Raw genomic sequence first — 6,325 nt, 5'->3', positions numbered from 1 at the left:
ACATCACGGGCCAGAGGGCGAAGGTCATACCGTTGATGGTAGAGCTGGCCGCCAATTGAAAGGGCATCTGCCAGACAAAGACGGCGATCAGCAGCCCGACGATCAGGCCGGCCAGAGCCGAGAGCCAGGCCGAGAGACGGACCACTCCCAGCAGGATTAAAACAACGGCAATGGGGATGATCCCGACGAGGAAGGAGAGAAAGAGATTATTGGCAACAGGAGTCAGTAACTGATGAAACATCGCTGTTTGCTCCTTGCGTCCAGACTACGGTGATCCTGGTTCTGCTCTCCGTGTCTTGCGATGTGCCTGTTCTTCGTCGCAATGCGCAGACCAGACCCAAGGGGCGACCGACGCTGGTCAGCACCAAGTACCAGGGCAGGGCCATAATGGCTCAGCTTAGCTGCACTGCTGCTATGGGGAGACGGGCGCTGCGCTGCGCTTGAGCTGGCCTGGTCTGGCTGGTCTGGAAAACTGGCTGGCCGTGCCAGAGACAAAGAGAGCGTGCCTTGCGTTGCGCAGAGTAGGTACGTCAGTAGGCAGGGGAGTCTCTGGCTGCTTGCCAGAGCGCCGCGGTGATCGCCTTGTACTGGGCCATCGCCTCCTTTCATTGAGGCCGTTGCCTTGCCGCCTTGCCCGATGCTGTCCACTCACCCACCGACAAGGGCGGGTGACGGCAGCAGGCCAGGCGCTGGAGACGTTGTCATTGGGGGCAGGCGTAGCAGACAACGAGGGGAAGGGAGCTGCAGGGGCAGGCGCTGGGAACAAGCCAGAAGTGTATCCCGGCCAGCCAGTCAGCCAGCCAGAGACCGGCCTGGCTATCAGTGGCCCGTCTGATAGACTAGCCGACGATCCGTCTGTTCGCCTCTAGGGCTGCTGACGCCGCTTGATCGTGAAACATCGATCGGAGCGGCTGAGCTTCACAAGAGAGCTGAGAGCGGCTTACTCTGGCCGTTCCTTCCCTCCCTGTCATAGAGCCTTATTACTATAGAGTGTGGCATTACCTGCAGGCTCCTGTCAAGATGGGCAGAGTCATCAGCACTGCGCCTGGCCGAGGAGACCGTATGATATAATGAATAAGAACATGGGCCGGTCAAGTGGTAGCATCGCCGTCAGAGGGCACCCCGCCAACACCAGCCAGCAAGTCATACGGACGAGCATGCCAGCCGGGCTGCAGGAGAAGAGAGCGACATGCAACTGTTAACCAAGATTCTGGGAGATCCCAACCAGCGCGAACTCAAGCGTATCCAACCGATTGTTGATCGGATCAACGCACTCGAGCCCGAGATTCAGAAGCTCAGCGACGAAGAGCTAGCGGCCAAAACAGCAGAATTCCGCGCACAGCTTGCCCTCCATCTCAAAGGAGGGCGTGTTTTAGAGGACGAACTACTCAAGCTCTTCCGAGAGGCGGTCACCAGTGTAGATCGTCTGGCCGGGCGCTGCAGCGACGAGCAGCTCCGCGAGGCCATCACTGACTACCGCCAGAAGCTTGACCGGCGACGCGATGAGGAGGAGGTCCTGCGTGACCGGCTGGCTGACGTTCTTGACGAGCTGTTTGAAGCTGGCTACGAGCGGCTCAACCCTGCGCTGAACGCTCTACGGGTTGAGGCGGTCATGGATCTGGTGGAGGAGCGGCAGCTATGGCCGGAGGAAGGGCCCAACCCTGAAGAGGCCATCATGGCCTTACTTCAGGAAGTAGAGCCAGACCTGGCGCAACTGCCGGAGGAGGAGCGTCAGCGCGCTTTTACCAAAGCCTGGGCCATTTTTGAAGAGGAGCGCCGGCGGTCGCGCAACCCTGATGATGAGGCTGATGAACGTCTGGAGCGGCTCCTGAGCCGCATTCTTACCTATCTGCAGCCGGAGCTGGTTGCCTACAAGGCCGAGGCCATGCAGGCTCTGAGCGAGGATCTGGCGCGGCGCTATCGCAACAAGGGCAAAACCCTTGACGATCTCTTGCCCGAGGCTTTCGCCGTAGTGCGTGAAGTGGCGCGGCGAGTTCTCAACATGCGCCACTTCGACGTCCAGCTCATCGGTGGGGTCGTGCTCCATCAGGGCAAAATTGCCGAGATGAAAACTGGCGAAGGAAAGACCCTGGTGGCCACCTTGCCCGTCTATCTCAATGCTCTCACTGGCAAGGGCGTCCACGTGGTCACAGTCAATGACTACCTGGCGCGCCGTGATGCCGAGTGGATGGGAAAGATCTACCGCTTCCTGGGCATGAGCGTGGGCGTCATCGTCAACGCTGTTGAGCCGCAGAGTCCCGAGCGGCGTGCTGCCTATGCCGCCGACATCACCTACGGCACCAACAACGAATTCGGCTTTGACTACCTGCGCGACAACATGGCCACCGACCTCAGCCAGTTGGTGCAGCGCGAGTTAAACTATGCCATCGTCGATGAGGTCGACAATATCCTGATCGACGAGGCGCGCACGCCGCTCATCATTTCTGGCCCTGGTCCTGAATCCACCGATCTGTACGTCAAGTTCGCGCGCCTGGTGCCGCGGCTCAAGCCCGAGGTCGACTATACCGTCGACGAGAAGACGCGCACGGTCATGCTGACCGACGAGGGCATCGAGAAGATGGAGCGCATGCTGGGCACGCAGAACCTCTACGCGGAAGAGCACCTTGATCTGACGCGCTACCTGGAGAACGCCCTCAAGGCGCATGTGCTCTTTAAGCGCGATCGCGATTACATTGTCAAAGATGGCCAGGTGATCATTGTCGACGAATTCACTGGGCGACTGCTGCCGGGCCGGCGCTACAGCGAAGGGCTGCACCAGGCGATCGAGGCCAAAGAGGGCGTGCAGGTCCAACGCGAGAACCACACCTATGCGACGATCACCTTTCAGAACTACTTCCGCCTCTATCGCAAACTAGCGGGCATGACAGGCACTGCCATCACGGAGGCGGAGGAGTTCCACAAGATCTACAAACTGGACGTGGTCGTCATCCCGCCCAACAAGCCGATGATCCGTCAGGACCTGCCTGACCTCATCTATCGGACCGAAGAGGCCAAGTGGCGAGCCGTAGTCAGGGAGATCAAAGAGCGCCATGCTCGCGGGCAGCCGGTGCTGGTCGGAACGACCTCGGTCGAGAAATCTGAGCATCTCTCGCACCTGCTCTCGCTGGAGGGCATTCCCCACAATGTCTTGAATGCCAAGCACCACGAGCGTGAGGCTCAGATCATCGCCCAGGCCGGGCGCAGTGGGGCTGTCACTATTGCCACCAATATGGCCGGGCGCGGTACCGATATTCTCCTGGGGGGCAATCCCACCAGCTACTTTGACACCGTGCTGCGTAAGCATGCTGAGAAGGTTGCCTACATCCGTGAGATGCCGGAGAACACGCCCGAGGAGCGTGAAGAGAAAGAGGAGGCTATCCGCCAGTATATTGAAGGGATGACCGAGGAGGAGAAAAACGAGATCCTCCAGGGCCTGATTCGTGAGTGTGAGGAGGATCACCGGCGGGTTGTCGAATTGGGTGGCCTGCACGTCATCGGCACCGAGCGTCACGAGTCGCGTCGCATCGACAACCAGCTCCGTGGCCGTGCCGGACGTCAGGGTGATCCTGGCTCCTCGCGTTTCTATCTCTCGCTGGAGGACGATCTCCTGCGCCGCTTCGGGGCCGATCGCGCTTCGTGGCTCATGGAACGCGCCGGCATGGACGAAGATACGCCCCTGGAGAGCGCCCTGGTGACCCGCTTCATCGAGCAGACGCAAGCGCGCGTCGAGGGCTACAACTTCGACATTCGCAAGCATGTCGTCGAATATGACGACGTCATTGCCAAGCAGCGCGAAGTCATCTACGCTGACCGACGGGCCGTCCTGGAGCGGGCCGACATGCACGGGCGTATTCTAGAAATGATCCGCAACGAGATCGGCGCCCTCGTTGATCGCTGCATTCCTGGCCAGGCCATCAACGATGAGAGTGAGCTAGAGCTGCTCTTTACTCAGATTGAACGCTGGGTCCATGTTCCCGAGGACTTCCTGCCGGAGAACCTGCATGCGCTGCGCAAAGATGAGCTGAAGGAACGCCTGAGCCAGCTAGTCATCGAGCACTACGAGGCCCAGGGCCGTCGCCTGGATGAACTGGCGGAGGAGCATGCGGGTCAAGGTGTGCCCAGCCTGCGCGATCTGGAGCGAACCATCACCTTGCAGGTCGTCGATCGTCTCTGGATGGATCACATCGATGCCCTCGATGTGATGCGCTCCGGCATCCAGTTCCGCGCTGTGGGCCAGCGAGATCCATTGACCGAGTTCAAGAACGAAGCCTATCGCATGTTTGAGGAGCTGAAGCGCGCTATTCAGCACTACATCGTCGACGGGCTGCTCAGAATGCTGCGTGGCGAGATCACGGTAACTGTGCAGCGCCCACAGCCGAAGCCGCGTCAGTTGCCGCGCAACCTGCGCACCAATATCGACGAAATCGCGCGCCTCAGTGGTCAGGCCAAGAGCGATGGCAACGGTACCCGCCCGCGCGCCAGCAGTGGACGGCGCCCGGCTCGTGGCAGCCCAGCGGTTGCTAGCGCTCCAGCGGCCCCGCCGCGAAAAATTGGGCGTAACGACCTCTGCTACTGCGGCAGCGGCAAGAAGTACAAGAAATGTCATGGCGCCTAGTCTAATCGAGGCCAGACTGGCTTGAGGGCCACCTATCCAGGTGGGGAGCCGGCTTGTCCTGAAGAGCAAAGAGACGAGATGAGCCGGCTCCCCCTCTTTGTCTCTCCAACCTATAAGTCTTTGGTTATTGAAAAGCTTACCAGCTTTTAACTTATTTCATGGCAACTTCGCCTGTTCATGTGTTATCCTTGTTATTGAGCGAGCGGGCCCCATAGATCTATAGGTCAAAACTTATCGAAGCGCTTCTGGAGAGAGGAGCAGAGATCCTAATGAGCAGTCAATATACTATGAATGGCAATGGCGCGCATGGAAAGCGACAGACGCCCTACAGTGGTCCCAGTGCCGAGGAGCTGGAGCGTTCTTGGCGCGAAGATCCGCGCTGGCAAGGCATTCAGCGGCCCTACAGTGGTCAGGATGTGGTGCGTCTGCGCGGCTCCATTCAGATAGAGTACACCTTAGCGCGTATGGGAGCCGAGCGACTCTGGGAGCTGCTGCATAGCGAGCCCTACGTGGCGGCGCTAGGTGCTCTCACAGGCAACCAGGCGGTTCAGCAGGTCAAAGCCGGTCTTAAAGCTATCTATCTCAGCGGCTGGCAAGTGGCTGCCGATGCCAACCTGGCGGGGCAGATGTATCCTGACCAGAGCCTCTACCCCTCCAACAGCGTGCCACACGTAGTCAAGCGCATTAACCAGGCTCTCCAGCGGGCTGACCAGATTCAGCAGGCTGAAGGGAAAGGAGACATTTACTGGTTTGCCCCGATCGTGGCTGATGGCGAAGCGGGCTTCGGGGGGCCACTGAACGTCTTTGAACTGACCAAAGCCATGATCGAGGCGGGGGCGGCAGGTGTGCACTTTGAGGACCAGCTTGCCTCAGAAAAGAAGTGTGGTCACCTGGGTGGCAAGGTGCTGATCCCTACGCGCCTGGCCATTCGCAATCTGATTGCCGCCCGTTTAGCGGCGGACGTCATGGGGGTGCCAACCATTCTCATTGCACGTACCGATGCCAACGCGGCCACCCTCATCACCAGTGACGTTGATCCGGCAGATCATCCCTTCCTCACGGGCGAGCGCACCCCGGAGGGCTACTTCCGCACGCGCCCTGGCCTGGAAGCGGCAATCGCCCGCGGGCTGGCCTATGCTCCTTACGCCGATCTCATTTGGTGCGAGACCTCTGAACCAAACCTGGACGAGGCGCGGCGCTTTGCTGAAGCCATCCACGAGAAGTATCCGGGCAAGCTACTAGCCTACAACTGCTCGCCTTCGTTCAACTGGAAAAAGAAGCTTGATGCCCATACGATTGCCACCTTCCAGGAAGAACTAGGCAAGATGGGCTACAAATTCCAGTTTGTGACCCTGGCCGGCTTCCATGCCCTCAATCAAAGCATGTTCAAACTGGCGCTGGGCTATCGCCAGCGTGGCATGGCGGCTTATGCCGACCTGCAAGAAGAAGAATTTGCTCTGGAGCGTGATGGCTATACTGCCACGCGCCATCAGCGCGAGGTTGGCACCGGCTACTTTGATGAGGTAGCGATGGTCATCTCCGGTGGCCAGGCTTCAACCGTGGCCCTGGCTGGTTCAACCGAAGCAGAACAATTCCACTGATCTCCCTTCATCCATCCATCTTCTGGTCACTCCTGACGGGTAGCGGCGAACGCCGACGCGCTTGAGCGTGCCTGCACCGATGTCGTACAATGGGGGGGAAAACGACGGA

General features: G+C 59.5%; 3 protein-coding genes and 1 pseudogene. 3 read left to right on the top strand and 1 reads right to left on the bottom strand.

Annotated elements, in window-relative coordinates:
- A partial coding sequence (locus IRZ24_RS15390; protein WP_297165817.1) for an L-lactate permease occupies positions 1-241 on the bottom strand: 241 nt, incomplete at its 3' end.
- Positions 242-1,213: 972 nt separating this feature from the next.
- Between IRZ24_RS15390 and IRZ24_RS19875 the strand changes: the two are divergent.
- The 3 genes and pseudogenes from IRZ24_RS19875 to aceA all read left to right on the top strand — a co-directional run.
- Positions 1,214-1,411: pseudogene (locus IRZ24_RS19875) on the top strand (hypothetical protein); the annotation flags it as partial.
- A gap of 348 nt (positions 1,412-1,759) precedes the next feature.
- Positions 1,760-4,615, top strand: a complete 2,856-nt coding sequence (gene secA / locus IRZ24_RS15385; RefSeq protein WP_366914317.1) for a preprotein translocase subunit SecA — start codon at positions 1,760-1,762, stop codon at positions 4,613-4,615.
- A 287-nt stretch (positions 4,616-4,902) separates the two neighbouring features.
- Entirely contained in the window at positions 4,903-6,216 is a 1,314-nt protein-coding gene (gene aceA, locus IRZ24_RS15380; RefSeq protein ID WP_366914316.1) for an isocitrate lyase, read from the top strand.
- Positions 6,217-6,325 lie beyond the last annotated feature (109 nt).

Origin of the sequence: Thermogemmatispora sp. (genome assembly GCF_019683755.1) — a bacterium.
GTDB lineage: Bacteria > Chloroflexota > Ktedonobacteria > Ktedonobacterales > Ktedonobacteraceae > Thermogemmatispora.
This window is presented reverse-complemented; position numbering and strand designations above follow the sequence as displayed.

Bases quoted from the DNA above. Each gene is read 5' to 3' on its own strand.
- aceA (WP_366914316.1), top strand. From the start codon at position 4,903: ATGAATGGCAATGGCGCGCATGGAAAGCGACAGACGCCCTACAGTGGT.